Source organism: Streptomyces sp. NPDC094034 (assembly GCF_040303865.1).
GTDB lineage: Bacteria > Actinomycetota > Actinomycetes > Streptomycetales > Streptomycetaceae > Streptomyces.
Window position 1 is genome coordinate 1 of the sequence record NZ_JBEOUD010000025.1, and the last position, 21149, is coordinate 21149.

At 71.6% G+C, this 21149-nt stretch carries 20 protein-coding genes; 8 read left to right on the forward strand and 12 right to left on the reverse strand.

Translation table 11 applies throughout. From position 1 onward, the window contains the following. A partial coding sequence (locus tag ABTZ59_RS21795; RefSeq protein WP_351409024.1) for an IS630 family transposase occupies positions 1-818 on the forward strand: 818 nt, incomplete at its 5' end. Positions 819-1005: 187 nt separating this feature from the next. Here the strand turns inward: ABTZ59_RS21795 and ABTZ59_RS21800 are convergent. Next, on the reverse strand, positions 1006-2385 hold the full coding sequence (locus tag ABTZ59_RS21800; RefSeq protein WP_351409036.1) for an FAD-dependent oxidoreductase: 1380 nt from the start codon (positions 2383-2385) through the stop codon (positions 1006-1008). A gap of 55 nt (positions 2386-2440) precedes the next feature. Beyond that, positions 2441-3469 carry a DUF4349 domain-containing protein gene (locus tag ABTZ59_RS21805; RefSeq protein ID WP_351409049.1) on the reverse strand — a complete coding sequence of 343 codons (1029 nt, stop codon included), beginning with the start codon at positions 3467-3469 and terminating at the stop codon, positions 2441-2443. Positions 3470-3612: 143 nt separating this feature from the next. Here ABTZ59_RS21805 and hemG point away from each other — a divergent pair, with 143 nt between their 5' ends. Together hemG and hemQ are read left to right on the forward strand one after the other, a co-directional pair. Continuing rightward, positions 3613-5067 (forward strand): protoporphyrinogen oxidase, encoded by a 1455-nt coding sequence (gene hemG / locus ABTZ59_RS21810; RefSeq protein WP_351409065.1) that lies wholly within the window; start codon positions 3613-3615, stop codon positions 5065-5067. Between the two features lie 4 nt (positions 5068-5071). Next, positions 5072-5788 carry a hydrogen peroxide-dependent heme synthase gene (hemQ, locus tag ABTZ59_RS21815; RefSeq protein ID WP_351409086.1) on the forward strand — a complete coding sequence of 239 codons (717 nt, stop codon included), beginning with the start codon at positions 5072-5074 and terminating at the stop codon, positions 5786-5788. A gap of 84 nt (positions 5789-5872) precedes the next feature. Here hemQ and ABTZ59_RS21820 read toward each other — a convergent pair whose 3' ends face one another. The 6 genes from ABTZ59_RS21820 to ABTZ59_RS21845 all read right to left on the reverse strand — a co-directional run bounded on the left by ABTZ59_RS21820 (position 5873) and on the right by ABTZ59_RS21845 (position 13144). Next, positions 5873-6991 (reverse strand): PP2C family protein-serine/threonine phosphatase, encoded by a 1119-nt coding sequence (locus ABTZ59_RS21820; RefSeq protein WP_351409097.1) that lies wholly within the window; start codon positions 6989-6991, stop codon positions 5873-5875. Between the two features lie 149 nt (positions 6992-7140). Continuing rightward, on the reverse strand, positions 7141-8775 hold the full coding sequence (locus ABTZ59_RS21825; protein ID WP_351409110.1) for an alpha/beta hydrolase: 1635 nt from the start codon (positions 8773-8775) through the stop codon (positions 7141-7143). 197 nt (positions 8776-8972) lie between these two features. Next, entirely contained in the window at positions 8973-9932 is a 960-nt protein-coding gene (locus ABTZ59_RS21830) for a TIGR04222 domain-containing membrane protein (RefSeq protein ID WP_351409119.1), read from the reverse strand. Between the two features lie 6 nt (positions 9933-9938). Next, entirely contained in the window at positions 9939-11291 is a 1353-nt protein-coding gene (locus ABTZ59_RS21835) for an MbnB/TglH/ChrH family RiPP precursor modification enzyme (RefSeq protein WP_351409126.1), read from the reverse strand. Positions 11292-11525: 234 nt separating this feature from the next. Then, entirely contained in the window at positions 11526-12305 is a 780-nt protein-coding gene (locus ABTZ59_RS21840) for a DUF4142 domain-containing protein (RefSeq protein WP_351409134.1), read from the reverse strand. 113 nt (positions 12306-12418) lie between these two features. Further along, positions 12419-13144 (reverse strand): peptidyl-tRNA hydrolase, encoded by a 726-nt coding sequence (locus tag ABTZ59_RS21845; protein ID WP_351410173.1) that lies wholly within the window; start codon positions 13142-13144, stop codon positions 12419-12421. A 112-nt stretch (positions 13145-13256) separates the two neighbouring features. On the opposite strand from ABTZ59_RS21845, the gene ABTZ59_RS21850 reads away from it, so the two are divergent. Then, positions 13257-13934, forward strand: a complete 678-nt coding sequence (locus ABTZ59_RS21850) for an AIM24 family protein (protein ID WP_351409142.1) — start codon at positions 13257-13259, stop codon at positions 13932-13934. Positions 13935-14011: 77 nt separating this feature from the next. Here ABTZ59_RS21850 and ABTZ59_RS21855 read toward each other — a convergent pair whose 3' ends face one another. The 4 genes from ABTZ59_RS21855 to zapE form a co-directional block, all read right to left on the reverse strand. Further along, positions 14012-14857: a polysaccharide deacetylase family protein gene (locus tag ABTZ59_RS21855; protein WP_351409162.1), complete on the reverse strand. Its 846-nt coding sequence runs from the start codon at positions 14855-14857 to the stop codon at positions 14012-14014. Between the two features lie 85 nt (positions 14858-14942). Next, a complete protein-coding gene (locus ABTZ59_RS21860; protein WP_351409193.1) occupies positions 14943-15824 on the reverse strand; it encodes a PPK2 family polyphosphate kinase in 882 nt (293 codons plus the stop codon). Positions 15825-16026: 202 nt separating this feature from the next. Then, the gene (locus tag ABTZ59_RS21865; protein WP_030350724.1) at positions 16027-16452 is read right to left on the reverse strand and encodes an OsmC family protein; all 426 of its coding nucleotides are present in this window, start codon (positions 16450-16452) and stop codon (positions 16027-16029) included. Between the two features lie 136 nt (positions 16453-16588). After that, positions 16589-17686, reverse strand: coding sequence for a cell division protein ZapE (gene zapE / locus ABTZ59_RS21870; protein ID WP_351409232.1), 1098 nt, complete (start codon positions 17684-17686; stop codon positions 16589-16591). 37 nt (positions 17687-17723) lie between these two features. Between zapE and ABTZ59_RS21875 the strand changes: the two genes are divergently transcribed. The 4 genes from ABTZ59_RS21875 to msrB all read left to right on the forward strand — a co-directional run bounded on the left by ABTZ59_RS21875 (position 17724) and on the right by msrB (position 21109). Next, positions 17724-18554 (forward strand): pyrimidine reductase family protein, encoded by an 831-nt coding sequence (locus ABTZ59_RS21875; RefSeq protein ID WP_351409240.1) that lies wholly within the window; start codon positions 17724-17726, stop codon positions 18552-18554. Between the two features lie 154 nt (positions 18555-18708). Then, on the forward strand, positions 18709-19179 hold the full coding sequence (locus ABTZ59_RS21880) for an indole-3-glycerol phosphate synthase (RefSeq protein WP_351409246.1): 471 nt from the start codon (positions 18709-18711) through the stop codon (positions 19177-19179). Between the two features lie 74 nt (positions 19180-19253). After that, positions 19254-20657, forward strand: coding sequence for a UDP-N-acetylmuramate--L-alanine ligase (murC, locus tag ABTZ59_RS21885; protein ID WP_351409255.1), 1404 nt, complete (start codon positions 19254-19256; stop codon positions 20655-20657). Positions 20658-20701: 44 nt separating this feature from the next. Further along, positions 20702-21109 carry a peptide-methionine (R)-S-oxide reductase MsrB gene (gene msrB, locus ABTZ59_RS21890; protein ID WP_030350719.1) on the forward strand — a complete coding sequence of 136 codons (408 nt, stop codon included), beginning with the start codon at positions 20702-20704 and terminating at the stop codon, positions 21107-21109. The last annotated feature ends 40 nt before the right edge of the window (positions 21110-21149 follow it).

The window sequence follows — 21149 nt, forward strand, 5'->3', positions numbered from 1 at the left end:
CCGACGAGCAGGTTGCCTCCGTTGTGGCCAGGACGCTGGAGAGCACGCCGAAGAACGCCACGCACTGGTCGACGAGAGCCATGGCCAGGGAGATGGGCCTGTCGCAGTCGAGCGTGTCCCGGATCTGGCGGGCGTTCGGCCTGCGGCCACACCGCTCGGAGACCTTCAAGCTGTCGACGGACCCGTACTTCATCGACAAGGTCCACGACGTCGTCGGCCTGTATCTGGACCCGCCCGAGCGTGCTCTGGTGTTCTGCGTCGACGAGAAGTCACAGATCCAGGCACTGGACCGCTCCCAGCCGGTGCTGCCGATGATGCCGGGTGTTCCACAGCGGGTCACCCACGACTACGTGCGTGCGGGCACCACCACACTGTTCGCCGCACTGGAGGTGGCCACCGGCAAGGTGATCGGCTCCCTCCACCGCCGGCACAGGGCCGAGGAGTTCAAGAAGTTCCTGCTCAAGCTTGACCAGGAGGTCCCGCAGGGCCTGGACGTCCACCTGGTCCTGGACAACTACGCGACCCACAAAACCCCGGCTGTCAAGACCTGGCTGCTGGCCCACCCCCGCTTCCACCTGCATTTCACACCCACCGGGTCGTCCTGGCTCAACCTGGTGGAACGCTGGTTCGCCGAGCTGACCAACAAGCGGATACGGCGAGGCGTCCACCGATCCGTGCAGGCCCTGGAGAAGGACATCCGCAACTGGATCGCCGCATGGAACACCGACCCCAGGCCCTACGTCTGGACGAAGACCGCAGACGAGATCCTCGAACGCCTCGCCAGCTATCTGAACAGAATTCCTGACTCAGAAGACTAGGGCGTGTCTTCGAAGTCCCGCCTGCCCGGCGACGCCTGGTACGCACGCTCGCCGCGTTGTCGGGTCGCCCCAGTACGTCCAGTACGGGGGAGACCCTCCGCCTTGCGATCGCACGCACCGGACGCCGCCGGGCCCGCCCTGCGGGCGGACGGCGCTACTTCGAAGACACGCCCTGACTGTTGCCGAGCTATACCCCCGCCTTCCTGACGGTCGTCGTCGCCTTGCGCGCGGCGACCAGCACCGGGTCCCAGACCGGGGAGAACGGCGGGGCGTAGCCCAGGTCCAGGGTGGTCATCGCCTCCACCGTCATCCCGGCCGTCAGCGCCACCGCCGCGATGTCCACCCGCTTCGCCGCGCCCTCGCGGCCGACGATCTGGGTGCCCAGCAACCGGCCCGTACGGCGCTCCGCGAGCATCTTCACCGTCATGACGGCGGCGCCGGGGTAGTAACCGGCGCTGTTGGTGGACTCGATGGTCGCGGTGACGAACTGGAGGCCCGCCCGGCGTGCGTCCTTCTCCCGCAGCCCGGTCCGGGCGATCTCCAGATCGCAGACCTTGCTGACGGCCGTGCCGACCACCCCGGGGAAGGTGGCGTAGCCGCCGCCGGCGTTCGCGCCGATGATCTGACCGTGCTTGTTCGCGTGGGTGCCCAGCGCGATATGCCGGGTCGAGCCCGAGACCAGGTCGAGGACTTCCACGCAGTCCCCGCCCGCCCAGATGTTCTCGTGGCCGCGCACCCGCATCGCCAGATCGGTGAGCAGCCCGCCGTGCGGCCCGAGGGGCAGCCCCGCGGCGCGGGCGAGGGTGGTCTCCGGCTCCACACCGATACCGAGCACCACCACATCGGCCGGATACTCGGCGGCGTCGGTGACCACGGCGCGCACCCGGCCGTCCGCGCCGGTGCGTACGCCGGTGACCGTCGTGCCGCCCACCGTGGTGATGCCCAGTCCGTCCATCGCCTCATGGACCAGCCGGCCCATGTCGGGGTCGAGTGTCGCCATCGGCTGGTCCCCGTTGTGGACGACGGTGACCTGATAGCCGCGCTTCAGCAGCGCCTCCGCCATCTCCACACCGATATATCCCGCGCCGACGACGACCGCGCGCCCGCGCTTCGTACCCCCGAGGGTGGTCAGCAGCGCCTGCCCGTCGTCGAGGTTCTGTACGCCGTGCACGCCCGGCGCGTCGATCCCGGGCAGCGCCGGGCGGACCGGGCGGGCGCCCGTCGCGACGACCAGCTTGTCGAAGCCGGTCCAGCTCTCCGTACCGTCGGAGAGATCGCGTACGCGCACCCGCTGCCCGGCCACGTCGATCTCCACGGCCTCCGTGCGCATCCGGAGATCGATGGCGCGTGCGCGGTGTTCCTCGGGGGTACGCGCGATCAGGTCACCGGGCCCGGAGACGTCCCCGCCCACCCAGTACGGAATGCCGCACGCGGAGTACGAGGTGAAGTGGCCGCGCTCGAACGCGACGATCTCCAGCTCCTCCGGGCCCTTCATCCTGCGAGCCTGCGATGCGGCGGACATGCCCGCCGCATCGCCCCCGATGACCACCATGCGCTCCGCCGCCATTGCGTGCCCCTCTCGCTGCCGTGCTCCCGGGGAACGCTACGCGGGCGGATCCGGATCAGTCCGCGCGCGTCCCCTCGGTGGCCGACGCGTCGGGATCGTGCGAGGGCCCGGCCGAGGACGCGGCCGAGGACGCGGCGGAGGACGCGGCGGAGGACGCGGGGGTGGGCCAGGACGCGGACACGGCCGCCGGCCGGCGCGGCAGCCGGCCCCGTATCAGGCGCCACGGCACATAGAGCACCGCGAGCACGGCGGCGAACGGCGCCACCGCGCCGACCACCACCCCGATCCACCGCACGGTCGCGGTCAGCGCGTCCCAGCCGCCGCCCAGCGCGTCCAGGAACCCGGGGCTGTCCTCCTCCTCCTTCTTCTTCGTCTCCTTCTTGACGGCCGGAGCCTCGGTGAGCTCCAGCGTGATGGTGGCCAGGGACGTGCGGTCCTTGAGTGAGGCCTGCTGGGCGAGCAGTGCCTCCAGAGCGGCCTGACGGGTGCTCAACTCTCCCTCCAGCGAGACCACATCGCTGAGCGTCGTCGCCTGGTCCATCAACTCCCGTACGCGCGCGACGCTCGCCCGCTGCGAGGCGATCCTGCTGTTCACATCGACCACCTGGTCGGTGACATCCTCGGCGTCGGCCTTGCGCGCCACCAGCGTGCCGGTGCCCGCCAGTTCGGCGAGGACGTCGTCGTACGCGTCCTGCGGCACCCGCAGCACGATGCGCGAGCCCACATGGCCGTCCTGGACCCGCTCGGTGGACTCGTTCTCGACGAGACCACCGGAGTTCACGGCCGCGGCCCGCGCCGTGGCGAGCGCCTTCTCCGTGTTCTTGACGCGCACCGTGAGTTCGGCGGTGCGGATCACCTGCGTACGGGGCGTCGCGGGCCGCTGCCCGGCGTCCGTCCCCTCGCTGCCGGACGCCGGCGCACCGGCCCCCGACGCGGTGTCCGCCGCGTCCGCCTGCCGCTCCTGAGCCGGTTTCGCGGCGCTGTCCGCCGTCGACGCATTGTCACTGCCACCGGAAGCGCTGCATCCGGCGAGTGCGAGCGAGACGGTGAGTAGTGCTGCCGCGAACAGTGGTGTCGCGCGCATATCGGCCCCCCAGAAACGGTTGAGAAGAGTGTGATGCCGGTTCGACGCGCGAGGGCCGGGCACGGATGCCCGTCCACGGTCCCGAAGCGGTCACGGTCGGGACTCGTTATGGACCGTCCCAACCGGTTTGAGAGAGTGGGGGCATGGAGTCGAGCGCGCAGCACCTGGACACGCATACGGGCCATGTCGTCGTCATCGGGGGCGGTATCGCCGGTCTGGCCGCGGCGCACCGGCTGCTGGGCGCCGGGATCCGGGTGACACTGCTGGAGGCCACCGACCGGCTCGGCGGCAAGCTGCGGACCGGCGAGATCGAGGGCGCTCCGGTCGACCTCGGGGCCGAGTCGATGCTCGCGCGGCGGCCCGAGGCCGTTGATCTGGCCGAGGCCGTCGGCCTCGGCGAACTGCTCCAGCCGCCCACCGCCACCACCGCGTCGGTGTGGACGCGCGGGGAGCTGCGGCCCATGCCCAAGGGCCATGTGATGGGTGTGCCGGGCGACCCGGCCGCCCTCGCCGGGCTGCTCTCCGACGAAGGGCTCGCCCGGATCGCCCGCGAACCGGAACTGCCGCCGACCGAGGTCGGCGACGATGTCTCGGTCGGCGAGTACGTCGCCGAGCGGCTGGGCCGCGAGGTCGTCGACCGGCTGGTGGAACCGCTGCTCGGCGGGGTCTACGCGGGCGACGCGTACCGCATCTCCATGAAGGCGGCCGTTCCGCAGCTCTTCGATCTGGCCAGGACCCATGACTCCCTGCTGGCGGGTGTGCGCGACCTCCAGGCCACGACCGCGGCCAAGCAGCGCGACGGCGCGGTGCCGGGCGCGGTCTTCGCGGGCATCGCGGGCGGTGTGGGCACCCTGCCCGGCGCCGTCGCGGACGCCGTAAGGGCGGGCGGCGGCGAGATCCTCGTCGACACGCCGGTCCTCGGCCTCCGGCGCACCCCCGACGGCTGGCTGATCCGTACCGAGCGAGGCGAGCTGCCCGCCGACGGCGTGGTGCTCGCCACCCCCGCCTGGTCCGCCTCGGCGCTGCTCTCCGACGAGTCCCCGGCAGCCGCCACCGAACTCGCCGGGATCGAGTACGCGTCGATGGCGCTGGTCACGATGGCGTTCCGGCGCGCTGATCTCGGGGCGATGCCCGAGGGCAGCGGCTTCCTCGTACCGCCTGTCGACGGCCGCACGATCAAGGCGTCGACTTTCTCCACCCGGAAGTGGGCGTGGGTCGCGGACGCCGCTCCCGGCCTCTTCGTCCTCCGTACCTCCATCGGACGGTACGGCGAGGAGGAGCGACTGGAGCGCGAGGACGCCGAACTCGTCGGTGTCTCGCTGCGCGACCTCGGCGACGCGGTCGGGCTCACCGCGAAGCCGGTGGCCACGGAAGTGACCCGCTGGATCGATGGCCTGCCGCAATACCCCGTCGGCCACCAGGCCAGGATCAACCGGGTCCGCGAGGCCGTCGCCAAGCTCCCGGGGCTGCGGCTGTGCGGGGCCGCGTACGACGGCGTCGGTATCCCGGCGTGCGTCGCGTCGGCCCGGCGCGCAGCCGACGAGATCATCGCCACGTCGACCCCGGCGCGGGGCGCGGGGCGGGGCGCGGGAGAATAGCCGCATGACTGCTGCACCAGAGAAGACCCCGAACGCGGGCAAGAAGGCCAAGGACCTCAACGAGGTCATCCGCTACACGCTGTGGTCCGTCTTCAAGCTGCGCGATGTGCTGCCGGAGGACCGGACCGGCTTCGCGGACGAGGTCCAGGAGCTGTTCGACCAGCTCGGCGCCAAGGATGTCACCGTTCGCGGCACGTACGACGTGTCCGGGCTGCGCGCGGACGCCGACGTCATGATCTGGTGGCACGCGGAGACCGCCGATGAACTCCAGGACGCGTACAACCGCTTCCGGCGCACCCGGTTCGGACGGCGGCTGGAGCCGGTCTGGTCGAACATGGCGCTGCACCGCCCCGCCGAGTTCAACAAGTCGCACGTACCGGCCTTCCTGGCCGACGAGACGCCCCGTGACTATGTGAGCGTCTACCCCTTCGTACGGTCCTACGACTGGTACCTGCTGCCCGACGAGGACCGCCGCAGGATGCTGGCCGACCACGGGAAGATGGCCCGCGGCTACCCCGATGTGCGCGCCAACACGGTTGCCTCGTTCTCGCTCGGCGACTACGAGTGGGTGCTGGCCTTCGAGGCCGACGAGCTCTACCGGATCGTCGACCTGATGCGCCATCTGCGCGGCTCCGAGGCCCGGATGCACGTCCGGGAAGAGGTCCCGTTCTTCACGGGACGCCGTAAGTCGGTCGCCGACCTCGTGGCGGGACTCGCGTAACTCCTGCCTCCATAGCCAGAGCCGGCACGGAGAAGGGTCCGACGACCGGGCGAGGCGCCTGGTCGTCGGACAGCACCGGCGGGGTCATAGGCGCACGATGACCAGGGCGGTGTCGTCGGTCACGCCGCCCGGCGGGAGGAGGTCGGCCAGCAGCGCGTCCGCGAGGGTTTCGGGGTCGGCCGCGCGGTGGCGGGCCAGCGAGCGGGCGAGGCGCGCGAGGCCGGTGTCGATGTCTTCGTGGCGGCGCTCGATCAGGCCGTCGGTGTACAGCACGAGGACGGAGCCCTCGGTGAAGGACACGGTGGCCTCGGGATGGGGGGCGGGCTCGGGGCGGGCACCCAGCGGGGGATCCGTGGCCCGGTCCAGGAACTCGACGGTGCCGTCGCCGCGCAGCAGCGCCGGCGGAGGGTGGCCGGCGCTGCTGTAGGTGATGGTGCGGGTGTCCCAGTCGATGAACGCGCCGGCCGCGGTGGTGTTCTCGGCACCCTCGACGGAACGGGCGTACAGCCCCAGGACTTCCAGGGCCCTGGCGGGTCCGTCGGTGCTGCGGGAGGCGGCGCTCAGCGCGCTGCGCAGTTGCCCCATGACCTGGGCGGCGGGCAGCCCGTGGCCGACGACATCGCCGACGGCGACCGCGGCGCGGTCGCCGTCCAGGTCGACCAGGTCGTACCAGTCACCGCACACCTCCAGCGTGTCGATGGCGGGCCGGTAGCGTGCGGCCCACGCATGGTTCCCGAGGCAGCGGGGAGTGGGCAGCATCGCCTCTTGCAGGCTCAGCGCCACCTCGCGGGCGCGGATGAGTTCGGTGACGTCCTCCACCCGGTGCATCAGCAGTGCCATCCGCCCGTCCGGGCCGAAGACGGGCGTGTTGATCATGCTGAAGTACCGCACGTACCGCGTTCCGGGCTGCTCGGGGTCCTCCCCGTCGTAGCGTTGCAGCTCCATGGTCTCGCGCTCACCTGTCTCCGCCACCCGGCGCAGTGATGCGACGACGTTGCGCACCACGGCCGCGCCCGGGTCGTTCGGACTGTGGGCGAAATCGTCCCCCAGAAAGCGGCCGCCGGCGGCCTGCTCGCGGGTGCGGCCCATCTGCCGCAGGAACTCCTCGTTGACGTCCAGGTAGAGCAGCTCCGGGGTCAGCAGCACCACCGCCCCGGGAAGGGCCTGGAACACCGCCTTGTAGTCGATCTCCGGTTCCGTCACGTCTGTCTCGCCTCGACGCCACCGATGCTGTGTCTCCTGCCGTGTCCTTCACGATAGGCGCGGCGAGGCGGGGCAGCGACGCGACGCGGACCGGGCGACGCCGTGCCCACGACATCCGGGCCCCGCGTGCGCGTGGTGCTCGCGAACGTTCAGAGACGAATACCCGGATTGAGCCGTCTGCGCAGCTCGACAAGCCGGTCGGTGGGTCGCGGCGACGCCGGGTCGGGCTCCGCGTGCGGCGCGCAGTCGGCGCCCCGCGCCGGCGCCTTCCCGTGCAGCAGGTAGTCCTCCAGATAGGCGGTGGCGCAGGCGTTGGCGCCACCCGTCACCCCGTGCGTACCCGCGTCCCGCTCGGTCACCAGGGCCGAACCGGCCAGCCGCTTGTGCAGCTCCAGGGCCCCTTCGTACGGCGTCGCCGCGTCCCGCTCCGCGGCCAGGATCAGCGTCGGCGGCAACTGGCCGGGCGTGGCGCGGACTTCGGCCGGCCGCCCGCGCGGCGCGGTCCAGTAGGCGCACGGCAGATTCATCCAGGCGTTGTCCCAGGTCTCGAACGGCGCGCGCCGCGCCAGCGCGGTGTTGTCGCGGTCCCACACCGCGAAGTCCGTGGGCCAGGGCGCGTCATTGCACTCGACCGCCGTATAGACCGCCCCGGCGTTCTCGCTCTCCGCGGCGGCGGCCGGACGGGGCGAGGCCTGGGCGATCAGCGGCTGCTGATTGCCCTTCAGATACTCGGAGAGGGCTGCGGCGCGCGTCGGCCAGTAGTCGTCGTAGTAACCGGCCCCGAGCATCGCCGCCTGGAGCTGGCCCGGCCCGACCTTGCCGCCGGCCGGTTTGTGCGCGACTCCCGCGCGTACCTTCTCGTAGCTCTGCGCCACCTGCTCGGCGTCGGTACCCAGGTGGTACGTCGCGTCATGCTTGGCCACCCAGGTACGAAAGTCCTCCCAGCGCCGCTCGAACGCGACCGACTGGTCGAGGTTGTTGCGGTACCAGATCTGCTCGGGGTCCGGGTTCACGGCGGAGTCGAAGACCATCCGGGCCACGTGCGAGGGGAAGAGCGTCGCGTAGAGCGCGCCGAAGTAGGTCCCGTACGAGGCACCCATGAAGGTCAGCTTCTGCTCACCGAGCGCCGCGCGCAGCACCTCCAGATCGCGCGCGTTGTTCAAGGAGTTGTAGTGGGGGAGCGCGGGGCCGGCGGCGCGGGCACAGCCTCGCGCGTACGCCTTGGCCTCGGCGATCCGCTCCCGTTTGTACGACGCGGAGGGATGGACGGGGGACTGCGTCGGGGCTTTGACGTGGTCCGCCGGATCCTCGCAGGAGAGCGGGGCGGACCGGCCCACTCCGCGTGGGGCGTAGCCGATGAGGTCGTACGCCTCGGCGATCCGCTTCCAGTGGGGCACCTCGGCGACCATCGGGAAGTACATGCCGGAGGCGCCGGGGCCGCCGGGGTTGAAGACCAGCGCGCCCTGCCGTCGCTCCGGAGTCCCGCTCGCGGGCACCCGGCTGACGGTGAGGCTGATCGTCCTGCCGTCCGGTTCGCTGTAGTCGAGCGGGACCTCGACCGTGCCGCAGACGAGGGGGTCGGGCAGCCGCTCGGCCGCGGGGCAGGCGCCGAACGTGATGCCGGCGGTGGCGGCGCGCTCGGCGGCGCGGGCGACACCACGGGCCGCGCTGGTGGTGGTGTGAGCGCCGCCGGCGTCGGCGGCGTCCACGGGAACGACGACGAGGGCCGACAGGACCACGGAGCTGAGGGTGGTCAGCGCCCCGTATTTCGCTACTGCTCTCATCGCTTTCCCTTCCGTACGTGCGGATCGGAGGGTGATCCGCAGACAGAGGGTCAGCAGAGTGGCGTGGGCGGACAAGCATCCCTACGCGGTGTCGGTCGCTATGACCCCGATGCGCCGTCGGGCCACTCCGAAGGGTCTGAGCAGTGGCCGGACGGTACGGGATGTGCCGCCCGTACCGCGCGATCCCGCCCGGAGGCTTACGTTCCGCCGCCGCCACCCCCACAGCCGCCGCCCCCGCCGCAACTGCTGCCGCCGCCTCCGCCGCCCCCGTCCGACCCGCCGCCTCCGCAGGAGCTCGCGCCACAGCCCGACCCCGAACCGCCGCATCCCGTCCCCGAGCCGGGCTCGGCGCCGTAGCACCAGGTCACCGCGGCCGTGGACAGATGGTCCGCCGGTGCGAAGTCACGCCCCGGGCGCATCCGCGTGGCGGTGCGCAACCGCTCCCGCAGCTCCGGGTCCGGCACCCCCCTCACCCCGTGCGCCGCGACCTGGTCCGCCGCCGAGTAAGAGAGCCGCGCGACGAAGTCGCGCAGCGCCCGCCGTCCCGCTCGGGTGATCCGCCGCCCGGCGACAGACGCGCAGACGAACCCCGTGATCATGCCCGCGAACAGGACCGGCAGCAGAGAGAACGCCCACATCCCGCTGGGACCGAACTCCAGGGAACCGAAGGTCACCAGCGCGCCCGCGATGAACGACACGGGCAGGGCGACGAAGCAGAGCGTCCCCTGGATCACGCCCCAGGTACGCCACGGGCGCCTCCGCGCGCCCGGCACCACCAGCCCGCGCGCCGCGAGCGCGTCGCCCACCTGCTGTACGGCGGGGGCGCGCATCACCGCGAGGCGCAGCGCGTGCAGGGCGCCGGTCGGCGCCATGCCGTGCTCCTGGAGCACGGCCCGCTCCACCGGGTGGTGGGCGACCTGCCGGCGTACGGCGACGATGCCGGGGCCGCCGATGGCCAGCCGGCCGTCCGCCCGCATCCCGGCGAGCGCGGCGTCCACGACCCTGCCGGGACCGCCGCCGAGGAACGCGGCCTCCCACACGTCATGGACGGCCGGCGTCCCGGTCACCCGGGCACGGGACCGGACCACCCCGGTGATCAGCAGGACGGAGGAGAGGGCGACCGCGAGAGTGATCGCGGTGAGGAGGACCGTCGTCACCGCCCCTCACCTCCCGGCCAGCGCGGCGCGGGCCACACGCAGGAGACGGGTCGTCCGGCGCGGTGGCTGCGCGGCGGCCCGCTCACGCCACCAGAGGGTCAGCCGTCGCCGGGCGGCGGAGTCCTCGGGCCGCCCCTCGATCAGCAGACTCTCGGCGAAGTCGAGCGCGTCCCTGCGGTATCCGGCGCGCATGGGTGTGCGCGCGGCGTACGCCAGGAACGCCGGGCGGAAGCCCTTGCCGAGGATCTCCGGCAGCTCGGGGGCGACCTTGGCGACGACCCCGGCGCGTTTGGCGGCGAGGGCGCGGCTCTGCACCCGCAGCCGCCGCGGGTCGAATCCTTCGGGGACGGGCGTACCGGCGACCAGGGAGGAGAGCAGCGCGGTCTCGCTCAGCGCGAGCCGGCCGCGGGCGGCGTCGGTGTTGCTCGCCCACCGCTCTCCGGTAATCCCCGCTCCCGCCCCTGCCCGCGCGTGCGCCCCCGCACGCGCCCCCGCACGCGCCGCCGGTCGCGCGGTCGTGGCGGTCGTGGCGATGATCGTCTCCCGGATCGTGGTGAGTTCGCCTGCCAGCTCCGCCGCGGGCGGGAAATCGTCGTCCCGTTCCAGCAGGACGCCCGGCGGGGCGACCCGGGCGCGCAGCTCGGACAGTACGTCCAGCACCGGCGGGGTGACCGGGTGCGCGTGGGTGTCGTGCCAGACCCCGTCGCGCTCGATCCCGCCCGCCACATGGACGTACGCGATGGCCTCGACCGGCAGTTCGTCCAGGGCCTTCGCGGGGTCCTCGCCCCGGTTCACCTTGTTGGTGTGCAGATTGGCGACATCGATCAGCAGCCGTACGCCCGTGCGCCCGACCAGCTCCGCGAGGAACTGCCCCTCACTCATCTCCTCGTCCGGCCAGTTGATCAGCGCGGCGATGTTCTCCACGGCGAGCGGCACGGGGAGCGAGTCCTGGGCGATCCGGATGTTCTCGCAGAGCACGCGCAGGGCGTCCCGGGTGCGCGGGACCGGCAGCAGATGACCGGCTTCCAGGACGGGGGACGCGGTGAGCGCCCCGCCGGCCCGTACGAACGCGATGTGCTCGGTGACCAGCGGGGAGCCAAGGGCCTCGGCGCGCTCCGCGAGATCCGCGAGCCGCCCCGCGTCCGGACGCTCCGCTCCGCCGAGGCCGAGCGAGACCCCGTGCGGTACGACGGTGACACCCCGTTCCCGCAGCCGTACCAGCGAGTCGGGCAGATGGCCGGGGCAGAGATTCTCCGCGACGGCCTCGACCCAGTCGATGCCGGGCAGGGCCTCGACGGTGTCCGCGATCTCCGGGCGCCAGCCGATGCCGATCCCCAGCTGTGGTGGTGTGCCGTTCATGGCTCCCCCTCCTCGGTGTCCGAGGTCTTCCGCTGTCCGCTGTCCGCGACGGGCGCGGTCTGGAGGTGATGACCCCGTGGCGCGCCGGTGAATCCGCAGAGGGGGACGTTCAGAGGTTGATTTGAGGTTCCCCCACGCGCGAGCGGGTTCCGCGCGGACCGGAAGCGGATGGTGCCGTGCGGACGGGATCCGGACGGTTCCGCGCGGACCGGATCCGGATGACCGGACCGAGCTCTACGGGTCGGTTCCCGGCGCCGGCCGGTCGGTGTTGATCGCCGTCGGTGCGCCCGGCTGGGTGGAGGGCCGGGAGGTGAAGGTGTCGTTGCCGGTGGGCGCCACGGCGTCCGGCGCGGGCGGCAGGTTCCCGTTCGGGGGTGGCGGTCCGGTCGGGCTGGCCGTCATGGTGCCCGCCGCCTCGTTGGCGAGAGCGTCGAAGTCGACCATGCCGGTGGCCTCCAGCATCGTGATGTGGTCCAGGACCGTCTGGTTGGCGTCGCTCGCCAGCTGCCGTATCAGTGTGTTTCTGGTGGTGTGCCGGACCTGCGCGATCAGCGCGAAGACCTTGCCGTGGGCATTGCGCAGCAGATTGGCGAACTTCCGCTCGTACTCCTGGCCGGTGGCCGCCGACAGCTCTCTCAGCCAGCCCTGCTGCTGCTCGTTCGGCTGGTTCGGCAGCTCGACCCCGAGCTTCGCCGCGACATCGCGGGCCCGCTTGTCGAGATCGGTATGGCCGACGACCAGATGGTCACCGCACTCCTTGACCGCCTGGCTGGGGGCGCGTTCGATGGCCTGCTGCCCGGCGGGCAGCTCCCAGAGCCCAGCCAGCCGCACCTTCACCAGAAGATCGCGGTCGGTCGCGGAGAGCGGGCCCCACTGGGTGGCCACGCTGGACGCGTTGAGGTTCGCCTGACCGGTGCCGGAGCGGTCGGCGTAGGACCATACGGGGAAGGCCAGGGCCCCGACCGTGACGACCAGTGCCGCGATGATGAGCGCCGTACCGTTGATGCGTCGCAACAATGTGCTGCCTCCCGAGCCGAATTCCGACCCCGCTGACCCGACCGTCGGCCTCGCCGCCGGTTCAACCCGCGTCGCGGTACTGGCAGATACGTACGGTCCGGCCGCGGTGTTCAGCCGCGCAGCGCCGGATGATCAGCGACCACGGTGCACGAGCCGGGTGCGATCTCGGTGAATCCGGCATCACGGACCACCGGCAGTCCACTGGCGGTCAGTTCGCGCCAGCGCCTCGCGCCCGCGGTACGTACGGCGAGCGGGAAGCCGGCCTCACGCCATGCCTTGCGCTCTGTCTCCGACAGCTCCCACCAGGCGAGTTGGGCGCCGTGTCCGGCCTGGGCCATGGCCTTGCCCGCCGACATGTCCAGATCGGGGCTGAACCAGAGCACGGGCAGCGCCGGGTCCGGCGCGGGCGGCGCCTCGGCGTCGGCCAGTTCGGTCCCGGAGACCTGGAGCTTCGCCAGCTCCTTGGGCCAGCCGTCGAGCGGGACGGGCGGGAAGACCCGCACCTCGGCGGCGGACGCCGTGTCCGTCCTGGGTCCCTCGCCCAGGACCGTGAGCCCGGGGAGCGCGGAGGCGCGGCGCCACTCCGCGCCGCGCGCCCTCCGCACCACCTTGCGGATCCGGGCGTCCTGCCAGTCGCGCATGGCCCGCGCCCATTCGCCCTCCCCCACCGACCGCTCGTCGGAGAGCATGACGAGCACCGCGCGGGCGGCCGTCTCCAGGGCGTCGGTACGGGCGGGCGGAGCGGCCTTCTCGATCCGGACCACCAGCGGCAGTACGAACTGGGGGGCCTCGTCGTGGGAGGTCCGGTCGGGCACGCCGTCGCCGCTGTCGCTCATGTCACTGCTCACCGGTCCAGTCTGCCAGCAGCGCAGGACCCGCTTTCCCGGCCGGATTTCTTGGGCAAACCTTTCTTGGCGGAACGGGTGCGTCCGGGCGAGTATGCACGGCATGAAGAGCGATCTCTTTTCCGCCGAGTACCTGGCGCAGCCGGCCGCCGCCCCCGGGATGACGCTACAGAACTCCAAGTCGATCAAATACGCGCTCCAGGGCGAGATGTACGCGCGGCAGAGATCCATGATCGCCTTCCGCGGCAGCCTCCAGTTCGAACGCAAGGGCCAGGGCATCGGCGGCATGCTCAAGCGCGCCGTCACGGGCGAGGGCCTGCCGCTGATGACCGTCAAGGGCCAGGGCGAGGCATGGTTCGCGCAGGACGCCGCCCACTGCTTCATCGTCGATATCGAGCAGGGCGACGCGCTCACCATCAACGGCCGCAATGTGCTCTGTTTCGATCCAACCCTCTCGTACGAGATCAAGACGGTGAAGGGCGCCGGGATGACCGGCGGCGGACTCTTCAACAGCCTCTTCACCGGTTACGGGAAGCTCGGCGTCATATGCGAGGGCGACCCCATCGTGATCCCCGTCACGGGCCAGGCCCCGGTGTACGTCGACACCGACGCGGTCGTCGGATGGAGTGCGCAGCTGTCCACCTCGCTGCACCGTTCGCAGTCCGTCGGTTCGATGATCCGCGGCGGCTCGGGCGAGGCCGTCCAGCTGATGCTCCAGGGCGAGGGCTTCGTCATCGTCCGGCCGAGCGAGGCCACCCCGCAGAAGGCCGCCGCGCACTGACCGGGACGGGGCCCGCCACGGCGACGCGCCCGCGGGGCGTGGGCCGGCGGTGGCCGCGGTGGCGGGCCCGCGCGCGGTCAGTGGCTCATCAGCTCGGAGACCTTGACGAACCGGTAGCCCTGCTTCCGTAGCTCGGGGACGATCTGCTGTACGGCGTCCTCCGTCACCGGCGCCGCGCTGCGCGTGCAGTGCATCACCACCAGCGACCCGGGCTTCACACCCGCCAGCACCTGCTGCGCGACCGCGTCCGCGTCGGTGGCGAAGGCGTCGCCGCTGACGACGTCCCACTGGACCGCGGTCACCTTCGAGGGCGCCAGTGCCCGCAGCGCCGTGTCGTCGTAGCAGCCGCCCGGGAAGCGGAAGTACGGCACCACATTGCGCGCCCCGGCGTCCCGGAACGCCGTGAAGGCCCGCTGCACGTCCTCGTTCATCTTCGTCTCGCCCACTCGCGGCAGCCCGTAGCAGTCGGCCGTGAAGGCGTGGTGGCTGTAGGAGTGGTTGGCGATCTCGAAGAGCGGATCCTCGCCGATCGCCTTCGCCTGCGTCGGGTACTCCTCGGCCCAGCGGCCCGTCATGAAGACCGTCGAGGGCACTTCCAGCCTGCGCAGCAGGGCGATCAGCGAGGGGTTGTCGAACCGCTCGCCGCGCGCCGCCCGCGTGCCCTGATCCGCCGTCATGTCGGCGTCGAAGGTGAGCGCCACGGTCTTGCCCGCGGCCGGGTTCCCGCGCTTGAAGACCGGGGTCAGCCCGCCGGGACCGGGGGCCAGGGTCGGCGGTGTCCGTACCGCCGCGGAAGGGGACGTCGCGGCGGCGCGCGCGCCGGAGGAGCCGGAGATCACGGCCTTGCCGGCGCCGTCGGCGCAACCGGCGAGGGAGGCGCCCAGAATGGCGGCAATGGCGAGAATGCGTACATATGTGGTCACTCACGGAAAATATATGATGATCCGCCCGGAACGGTCGCACGGCACTCGCCCACACCGAAGTCGCCCCGTAGGGTCTCGCTCGGGATCAGCCCGCCGCCAGCAGCTCCTGGCGGCACTCCTCGACATCGAAGTCGGCCCCCGGATAAGCCGGGTCCAGCGCCTCCAGATGTTCGAGCAGCAGCGTGCTGATCGCCCAGTTGCGGTACCACTTGCGGTCCGCCGGGACCAGGTACCAGGGGGCGGCCGGCGTCGAACAGCGGTACAGGGCCAGCTCGTAGGCCTCCCGGTAGTCGGGCCACAGGGCGCGGTCCTCGATGTCGGACGGGCTGAACTTCCAGTGCTTGTCCGGGTTGTCGAGCCGGGCCAGGAGACGGTCACGCTGCTCGTCATGGCCGAGGTGGAGGAAGACCTTCACGATCGTCACGCCGTTCTCGGCGAGCACCTCTTCGAAGCGGTTGATCTGGCCGTAGCGGCGGCCCAGATCGCGCCGGGGGACCAGTTCCCTCACGCGGGCGATCAGGACGTCCTCGTACTGCGAACGGTCGAAGATCCCGATCTCGCCCGGCTCGGGCAGCGCCCGTCTGACCCGCCACAGGAAGGGGTGGCTCCGCTCCTCCGCGGTCGGGGTCTTGAAGGCCCTGACCCGGCAGCCCGCCGGGTTGAAATGGCCGATCACATGCTTGATCGTGCCGCCCTTGCCGCTGGTGTCCGTGCCCTGGAGGATCAGCAGCACCCGGCGCCGGTCGCCCGCCGTGCTGGCCGCGTACAGCCGGTCCTGGAGACCGGCCAGGCGTTGGGCCAGCGGAGGGATGGCGGCCAGCGCCGCCGCCTTGTTCTCCGGGCCGCCAGGGGTGGCGCGGGAATCGTACGAGGAGAGGTCGACGGGCTCGCCCTCGGGGATGCGCAGCAGCTCACGCAGCGGCGGCGGCTGTTTCCGCTGTCCGGCTTTTCTGTCCTTCTTGGCCACGGCGCACCCCTCAGGTCGGCTTCTTAGAGGGTGCGTCGGATCGCCGCGTTCTGCGACCGCTGACGCCGCCGGGGATTACTCCCGCCAGGGACCGCTCACCGCGAACGTGGTCCCCGGCGGACAGGCGACGTGACCCGCGTGTGTGTGCCACATGTCGTGCGACACGTGAATCACGCGGGTCAGCGCCGCCTCGGGTGCCGCGTCAGACCAGCGACGCGCTCAGCGTGATGGTCGTGCCGGTGAGCGCCTGGCTGACCGGGCAGTTCACCTTGGCGTCCTCGGCCGCCTTCTCGAAGTCCGCGGCGTCCATACCGGGGACCTCGCCCTGAACGGTGAGGTGGATACCGGTGATGCCCGTGCCGGGCTGGAAGGTGACGTCGGCCTGGGTGGTCAGCCTGGTCGGCGGCGTGCCGGCCTTCGCGAGACCGTTGGAGAGCGCCATCGAGAAGCAGCTGGAGTGGGCCGCGGCGATCAGCTCCTCCGGGCTGGTCTTGCCGTTCGCCGCCTCCGCGCGGGAGGGCCAGGAGACCGCCTGGTCGGCGATGCCGGAGGAGTCGAAGGTGACGGTGCCCGTGCCCTGGAGGAGGTTGCCCTCCCAGACCGTGTGCGCCTGGCGCGTGGTGGCCATGGTGGAACCCTTCTGCTTGGTCTTGGTGATACGGGTGTGAGTACAGCGGATGCGATGACGTGCGATGGCGAGGCTTCGACGTGTCAGGGCTCTGCGGTGCGGCGGCGTCACCGCACCGCGAGTCGCGGCTCCGAACCTACTGGGCGACCAGCCCCTTCGCGTCCCGCGCCAGCGCCGTCAGCCGTGAGATCGCCCGGAAGTATTTCTTCCGGTAGCCGCCGTTCAGCATCTCTTCGCTGAACAGCCGGTCGAAGGGGAGCCCCGAGGCGAGGACGGGCACCTCCCGGTCGTACAGCCGGTCCGCGAGGACGACCAGCCGTAGCGCGGTCGACTGGTCGGGCACCGGCGAGACGTCCGTGAGACAGACGGCCCGCACCCCGTCCGTGAGCGCTCCGTACCGGCTCGGATGGACCCGGGAGAGATGTTCGAGCAGGCCGGGGAAGTCGTCCAGGCTGGCGCCCTCGGTCGCGTACGCGGCCCGGGTCACCTCTTCGTCGGAGTACGGCGCGGGAGCGGCGGGCAGCCCGCGGTGCCGGTAGTCCTCGCCGTCGATGCGCAGCGGGCGGAACCGCGCCGACAGGCCCTGGATCTCGCGGAGGAAGTCCGCGGCGGCGAACCGGCCCTCGCCGAGTTTGCCCGGCAGGGTGTTCGAGGTCGCGGCGAGTGCGACGCCCGCGTCGACCAGCTTGCCGAGCAGGGAGGAGACGAGGACCGTGTCGCCCGGATCGTCCAGCTCGAATTCGTCGATGCAGAGCAGCCGATGGCCGCTGAGTGTCCGTACGGTCTCCTGGAAACCCAGCGCGCCGACCAGATTGGTCAGCTCCACGAAGGTGCCGAAGGCCTTCTGCCCCGGCATGGCGGGGGTGGCGTGCCAGAGGGACGCCAGCAGATGTGTCTTGCCGACACCGTAACCGCCGTCCAGATAGACCCCCCGCGGTCCGGTGGGCGCCGCCGGCTTTCTGGCGAACCAGCGCCGCTTGCCGTGTCCGCCGCCGGCCGGGTGCGCCCCGCCGAGCCCCGCCGCGAACGCGCTCAGGACGGAGATCGCCTCGGTCTGGCTGGGCTGCTGGGGGTCGGGTACGTACGTGTCGAACCGTACGGAGTCGAAGCGCGGCGGCGGCACCATCTCCGCGACCAGCCGGTCGGCGGGGACACGTGGCTCACGTGCGCAGAGGGAGAGCGGGGCCGCTTCGGTTATCGACTGACGGCCGGACGCCGCGGTGGAGGACGACACAGTTCGTAACTCTATGCGCCATGCCAGACTGCTTCGCATGCGACGCCTGTTCCCTGTGACCGATCAGACACCCTCCGCCGCGGCTTCCGGAGGGGAATCGGCGGTTGTGTCCGGCGTGGACCGCGAATGGACGCTCGACGAGCTGGCGGACGCCTACGCGTACCCCGCCGGCACCGGCGCCGGTACCGGGGCCGACGGGGGCGCGCGGCCCTGGCTGCGCGCCAACATGGTGTCCACGCTGGACGGCGCCGCCCACCACGAGGGCCGTTCGCAGTCCATCTCCTGCGCTGCCGACATGCGCGTCTTCGGCACTCTGCGGGCGCTCGCCGATGCGGTGGTGGTGGGTGCGGAAACGGTTCGCCAGGAGGAGTACCGGCCGGCCCGCGCCCGCGAGGCCTTCGCCGGGCGCCGGGCGGCGGCCGGCCAGCGGCCCGCGCCCGCGATCGCCGTGGTCAGCGCGAGTCTGGAGCTGGACTTCTCGCTGCCGCTGTTCACCGCCGCCCTCGTCCCGACGCTCGTGCTGACAGGCGCGGCGGCGCCCGCGGAGCGGATCCTCGCGGCGGAGAAGGCGGGCGCGGAGGTGGTGATCGCCGGGGACGGCGCCGGGGCGGACCCGGAGCGTGTCGTACGCGCCCTGGCGGATCGCGGACTGGTCCGGCTGCTCACCGAGGGCGGACCGCGGCTGCTCGGGCAGTTCGTGGCGGCGGGATCACTGGACGAACTCTGTCTGACCGTGTCTCCGATGCTCACTTCGGGGTACGCGCAGCGCATCACGGGCGGACCGGCTCCGGCCGTGCCCGAACGGTTCGCGCTGGCGTCGCTGCTGGAGCAGGACGGGTTCCTCTTCACCCGGTACCGGCGCGTCTGATCCACCCGGCACCCGTGTGTCTGACAATCAGCGGAATTTGTCGTTCCGGTTAGCTTCCGCTGGGCAGACTTAACCCCATGGACCCCGTGCGGGCACGGGGAAGGATGGTTTCAGCAGGGGGCCGCACGGCCCTGGAGGAAGAAGGGCGCCTGTCGTGTTCACAAGCGTATTGATGATCGAGAAGCCCCTGTCGTCGCAGGACGTGGAGTTCGTCACCACCCTCCACGGTGACGAGGAGATCTCGTTCGTGGTGCTCATGCAGCCGCGTGGCGACCAGGCCGATCTGCTGCTGCGCGCCATCGACGACATCGCGATCGGCGAGCTGCGGGACGCGGCCAGGGAGGACGAGGTGCCCGAGGGCAAGGCGGCCAGACAGCCCGCCGAACTCGCCCTCGAACACTCGCTGGCGCTGCTGCGCGGCCAGGGCTCCGCGGCCACCGGCCAGGTCGTCGAGGAGCATCCGCTCGACCGGCTCAAAGAGGTGGTGGACGAAGCCGGGGCCGACGAGGTGATCGTGCTCACCGAGCCGCACTACGTGGAGGAGTTCTTCCACCGGGACTGGGCGTCCCGGGCGCGGCACAAGGTCGGCGTACCGGTGCTCAAACTCTTCGCGCACAGCGAATAAGCTGGCACCGCTACAGCTGCACGCTGTACCCCGCCCGCGTCCTGGGCCCGCCTGCACCTTGGGAGAGAACACGTATGGCACCGGCACCCGGTATCCCCGCAGCCATGGAACGGCCGCACTTCATCGGTATCGGCGGCGCCGGAATGTCGGGTATCGCCAAGATCCTCGCCCAGCGTGGTGCCAAGGTCGCGGGCAGCGACGCGAAGGAGTCGGAGACCGCCGAGGCACTGCGGGCGCTGGGGGCCACCGTGCATATCGGCCATGCCGCGGAGCACCTCGCGGACGACGCCTCGTGCGTGGTCGTCTCCAGCGCGATCCGGGCCGACAACCCCGAGCTGGCCCGCGCCGCCGAGCTCTCCGTCCCCGTCGTGCACCGCTCCGACGCGCTGGCCTCGCTGATGGGCGGACTGCGCGCGATCGCCGTCGCCGGCACCCACGGCAAGACCACCACGACCTCCATGCTGGCCGTCGCCCTCACCGAACTGGGCCTCGACCCCTCCTACGCCATCGGCGGCGATCTCGCGGGGCCCGGTACGAACGCCCGGCACGGCGAGGGTGAGATCTTCGTCGCCGAGGCGGACGAGAGCGACCGCAGCTTCCAGAAGTACGACCCCGAGGTCGCGATCGTCCTCAATGTCGAGCTGGACCACCACGCGAACTACGCGTCGATGGACGAGATCTACGAGTCGTTCGAGGCGTTCACCGGCAAGATCGTCCCCGGCGGGACGCTGGTGATCGCCGCCGACCAGCCCGGCGCCGTCGAGCTGGCCTCCCGGGTCCGGGCTTCGAGCGCGCTCAAGGTCGTCACCTACGGAGCGGCCCAGAGCGCCGACATCCGCGTCCACAAGGTCACCGCACGCGGTCTGACCAGCGAGGTCACCGTACTGCTCGACGGCCGCTTCCTGACCTTCACCGTCTCGGTCCCCGGCCGGCACTACGCCCACAACGCGGTCGCCGCCCTCGCCGCCGGTGTCGCCCTCGGTATCCCGGCGCACAATCTGGCCTCCGCGCTCGGCGCGTACACCGGGGTCAAGCGCCGCCTCCAGCTCAAGGGCGAGGCCGCGGGCGTGCAGGTGATCGACTCGTACGCGCACCACCCCACCGAGATGACCGCTGACCTGGAGGCGATGCGGGCCGCGGCGGCCCCCGGCTCCCGGCTACTGGTGGTGTTCCAGCCGCATCTGTTCTCCCGTACGCAGGAGCTGGGCACGGAGATGGGCCAGGCCCTGGCCCTCGCCGACGCCTCGCTGGTGCTGGACATCTACCCGGCCCGCGAGGACCCGCTGCCCGGCGTCACCAGCGCCCTGATCACCGACGCGGCCGAGGCGGCGGGCGCCACCGTCACCGCCGTCCACGACAAGGGATCCGTGCCCGAGGCGGTCGCGGGAATGGCACACCCCGGTGATCTCGTTCTCACCATGGGCGCGGGCGATGTCACAGACCTCGGTCCCGACATCCTGGCCCGGCTCGGGGACTGACCCGCCGGGGCAGCCGGGCCCGTCCGACCGACTGAGGAGAGCGCATGCCGTACGACATCGACAAGCCGGACGAGCAGTGGCGCGCGGAGCTGACCGACGCGGAGTACCAGGTACTCCGCAAGGCCGGCACCGAGCCCGCCTTCACCGGCGAATACACGGACACCAAGACGACCGGCGTCTACTCCTGCCGCGCGTGCGGCGCCGATCTCTTCCGTTCCGACACGAAGTTCGAGTCGCACTGCGGCTGGCCGTCCTTCTACGACCCGAAGGACACGGACGCGGTCGAGCTGATCGAGGACCGCTCCCACGGCATGGTCCGCGTCGAGGTCCGCTGCGCACGCTGCGGCTCGCACCTCGGCCATGTCTTCGAGGGCGAGGGCTACCCGACCCCGACGGACCAGCGGTACTGCATCAACAGCATCTCGCTGCGGCTGGCTCCGGACGAGAGCTGACCCGCCCGGGATCGCGGTAGGCACGGCCTCCGCCAGCGGG